A 4,134-nucleotide genomic window follows, 5' to 3' on the forward strand; every position below is an offset into this window, starting at 1 on the left:
ATAGGAAAAGCAAACCCCAGATTCCCTTTTATTACAGTTTCAAGCCTTAAAAAACAGAACTATTCCAATCAAAAAGGAAACCTGAATAAAGCCTAAGCCCAATAGAAATGCCCCATCGAGGTAAGAAGAATCTCAACGGATTATCCCGACGTTCAAAACCTTATTTTTTCATCATTTTTTTTGATCTGGAGATCGAATTTCGCTTCGCAAAGGATTACGAAACTCAGGGCTTTACAAAAAGTCACTTTGGAATTCATCCTATAAATCATTTTATCATAAATTAAACTGTCATTTATGAAATCGATTTCGAAAGGTTATCAATCAAGCCTAATTTTCATATCAAATTCCATTTTGTTATAACGTCCCCAAGTTTTAAAATGAAGCCCTATATTTGCCTTATCAAAAGTCGTCATATCGATTCTAGAAAAAAGATAGCATGTCAATAGAAAATATCCCGGAAATATATCTTAAAAAAGACGAGCCCATTCAGGATTTGTTTGTTTATGATTTTAAAATGACCAACGATGTTGTTAAAAGCAAGGTCAACTTAAGCATGAACATGTTTAGCTTTTTGCAAGTGGGTAAAAAACAAGTTCATTTTGCTGATGCATCGGTCATTGTAAATAAGGAACAATCTCTGCTTATACGAAAAGGCAACTGGCTATGGACTGAACTACTCGACAATGACGATATCTATTATTGCAAGCTTCTTTTTTTCTCGGAAGTTAGACTTAAAGCTTTTTTAGAAAAGTATGTCAATAAAGAAAAGGGGCTTAAAGATGAGATTCCTTTTTTCGTGATTGAAAACGATGCGTATATCGCTTCATACCTGGATTCATTATCGAAAATGAGTTTGATGCCATCGAATTTTAATGACAACTTACTTTCAGTTAAGTTCGAAGAAATCATGCTATACCTGATTACCAAATACGGTGAGAAGTTTGAGTTGTATTTGTACTCCTTAATATCTAAAGAGAGTTCGCCTCTAAAAAAGACGATTGAAAGTCATGTGTATTCGAATTTAAAACTGGAAGAAATCGCCTTTCTCTGCCATATGAGCTTATCAACCTTTAAGCGCAATTTTATCGCAGAGTATAAAGTTTCACCAGGAAAATGGTTGCAAGATAAACGCTTACAAAGAGCGAAGGAACTCATAGAGAAAGGTGATTTAAAAGTTTCCGATATTTATTTAGATTTTGGATACTCGAACCTTTCTAACTTTAGTATTGCTTTCAAAAACAAATTTGGAATCAGTCCAACAGAAATCGTAAAATAATCAAAAGCCACACACAAACCTTTACATCAGCCAACAACAGAGCCTTTCACATCAATCCATAAGTCCTCAAAAACAAACTTGACCTTTTTTAATAAGTTATTGAACTGTATCAGTAAGTCAAAATAAACCGCCCCACCCTACTTTTGCCATCGTTATCAACAACTAGAGTTCTATCGAATAATCATCAGAAGAACTTTTTTGTGAAATGAAAAACCAAATATTAAAATAAGATTATGGCAAAATTTATTGTACCAAAAGAAATTTTTCACGGTTTAGGTAGCCTTGAAAATCTAAAAACATTAAAAGGGAAAAAAGCAGTTATGGTAATTGGTGGAAACTCAGTTAAGGCTAACGGATCTCTGGAAAGAACACAAAACTATTTGAAAGAAGCGAATATCGAATCTGTTGTATTTTCGGGTGTTGAAGCTGATCCTTCAATCGAAACCGTATTGAAAGGCGCTGAGTTCTTTACTCAAGAGCAACCCGATATTATTCTTGGCTTAGGTGGCTGTTCGGCTATTGATGCAGCAAAAGCGATGTGGGTATACTATGAGTATCCAGATTCAAAACTAGAGGATTTAGCAGCTCCATTTGCTGTGAAACCTTTGCGTAACCTGGCTTATTTCGTAGCGATTCCTTCAACAAGTGGGACAGGTACTGAAATGACAGGCCTATCTGTGATCACCGACAGAAAGAAAGGAACGAAATACCCTATTGTATCTCATGAGTTAACACCTGATGTTGCAATTATCGATGGTGAGTTATGTGCAAGTATGCCCGCTCATGTTACTGCAAATACAGGTCTTGATGTATTGAGCCACGGTGTTGAAGCTTACGTTTCGAACATTGCTGACCATTATAACGATTCATTGGCAAAAGGGGCTATTGATCTTGTATTCAAAACTCTACCTACTGTTATTGAAGAACCAAATAATTTAGAAGCTCGCCAGACAATGCACGATGCTTCTTGTATGGCAGGTATGGCTTTTACAAACGTATGGTTGGGTATTGTTCACTCTATGTCTCACCAAATTGGTGGTACTTTCGGTATTCCTCATGGTTGTGGTAACGCGATTTTGATGCCGAATGTCATTCGTTTCAACTCTAAGGTAACAGATAAATACTGCGAGCTTGCTGCTTTATCAGGAAAAACAAGTGCTGAAGAGTTTGCTCAAGAAGTATCAAAACTTCGTGCAGCAGCAGGTGTTGTTGGTTCTATTAAGGAGTACGGTGTTAGTCAAGAAGATTGGGATGCGAAGTTGGATACATTAACACAGAATGCAATGGATGATCCTTGTACTCTTTTCAATCCTAGAAAACCAAAATTTGAAGAGATTAAAGCGATCTATCAAGCTTGTTACGAAGGGAAAGCAATCACTATTTAATCGAATCACGAATATATGATTCCAGAATGCAAAAAAGCCTGAATACAGAAGTATTCAGGCTTTATGCATTTTAGTAAGTCAATTTCAAAAACCGACTAGGAAATCTTATCGTAAGAGGTTACAATTCCTTTGATTAAAGACGAACTCAAACCATTGTGTTCCATCTCATTCAACCCAAGAATAGTACAGCCTTTTGGTGTCGTCACTTTATCAATCTCAAATTCAGGATGGTTCTTTCTTTCGATCAACAAATTTGCCGCTCCCTTTACAGTTTGATTTACAATCTCAGTAGCTGTTTTTGAATCCAAACCAATTTGAATTCCCCCTTGTACCATCGCGCGAATGAAACGTAGTACAAAGGCCGTTCCACAAGAACCCAAAACGGTAGCTGCATCCATCAATTCCTCATTAATGGTAATGCTAGTCCCGATTTTATCAAAAAAGTATTGAACCGTTGCCAGCTCTGGCGTACCTGCTTCGTTGTGACAAAGACTCGTCATCGATTCTTTCACATCAGCAGCCGTATTGGGCATCGCTCTAAAAACCGGCATATTCTCAGGTAAAGCTTCCTCAAGTTCCTTAACATGCACATTAGTTGCCAATGAAACAACAATATGTTTCTCTGGATTCAAATGTATCTTTATATCATTCAGAACGCTTAAAACCTTATAAGGCTTAACTGCAACAATAATAACATCCGACTCGCCTACTGCCCAAACATTATCGGTCGTGATTCTCACTCCATGCGCCTCGTACGACTCAATGGCTGCAAGACTTCGCTTTGTTGCGATAATATTTTCAGATGGATAATCGTTATCATCGACTAACCCGTTCAAAATTGATTTTCCTAGATTTCCACAGCCTATAATACAGACTCTTTTGTTTTTTAAATTCATTGTCATATTTTCTTTATTCTAGAATACGCACAAACAAGCCTGTTTTGAATAGACAAAACAGTTAGAATAACTTGAAAATGATATTAGAAAATTGTGTTGTTTTGTGTTGAGTTTTCGGGCTGCAAGTTAGGCATATAAATTCGAAAAATTTTATATCTTCAGCATTACCAAAGGGTATCAGTACTAAAGCAGCACATCATTTATATCACCTTAATCAGGATTCTAATTTGTAAAGATGACTGATTTTTCCAATTCTTTTCCTTCTGGTTTTTCGAACCAGTTTTCCATAAAATTGAAATTATCCTCACTTACTTCAAACTCAAAAGTTTCGCCTTTTTCCTGATTACGTTGCATAAGCCTATCCCATCTTATCTCCTTAGGAATATCAAGAAAATGAAGTTTGATTTCAAAACCATTTTTGTCAGCAAATTTTCTGAACTTCTCTCTATGTTCAAACTTGGAGAGTCCCAAATCGAGAATTGAATCTCTTCCTACGCTTTCCAATTGCAATACCAAGTCAATAATCATACTTTCGGCACGCTCTATGCGTTCAAGGTACCATTCCAAGCCATCCTCC

The 4,134-nt window shown here is 36.4% G+C and carries 4 protein-coding genes; 2 read left to right on the plus strand and 2 right to left on the minus strand.

Annotated elements, in window-relative coordinates; all coding sequences use genetic code 11:
* Window positions 1–436 precede the first annotated feature (436 nt).
* A complete protein-coding gene (locus ABY905_RS14635; protein ID WP_372645180.1) occupies window positions 437–1,276 on the plus strand; it encodes a helix-turn-helix domain-containing protein in 840 nt (279 codons plus the stop codon).
* A 233-nt stretch (window positions 1,277–1,509) separates the two neighbouring features.
* Window positions 1,510–2,661 carry an iron-containing alcohol dehydrogenase gene (locus ABY905_RS14640; protein ID WP_372645182.1) on the plus strand — a complete coding sequence of 384 codons (1,152 nt, stop codon included), beginning with the start codon at window positions 1,510–1,512 and terminating at the stop codon, window positions 2,659–2,661.
* A 95-nt stretch (window positions 2,662–2,756) separates the two neighbouring features.
* On the opposite strand, the gene proC is transcribed toward ABY905_RS14640, so the two are convergent.
* Complete coding sequence (gene proC, locus ABY905_RS14645) at window positions 2,757–3,563, minus strand: pyrroline-5-carboxylate reductase (protein WP_372645184.1); 807 nt, start codon at window positions 3,561–3,563, stop codon at window positions 2,757–2,759.
* A gap of 216 nt (window positions 3,564–3,779) precedes the next feature.
* On the minus strand, window positions 3,780–4,134 hold a 355-nt coding region (locus ABY905_RS14650), incomplete at its 5' end, for an AAA family ATPase (RefSeq protein WP_372645186.1).

This window comes from Ancylomarina sp. (genome assembly GCF_041555295.1).
GTDB lineage: Bacteria > Bacteroidota > Bacteroidia > Bacteroidales > Marinifilaceae > Ancylomarina.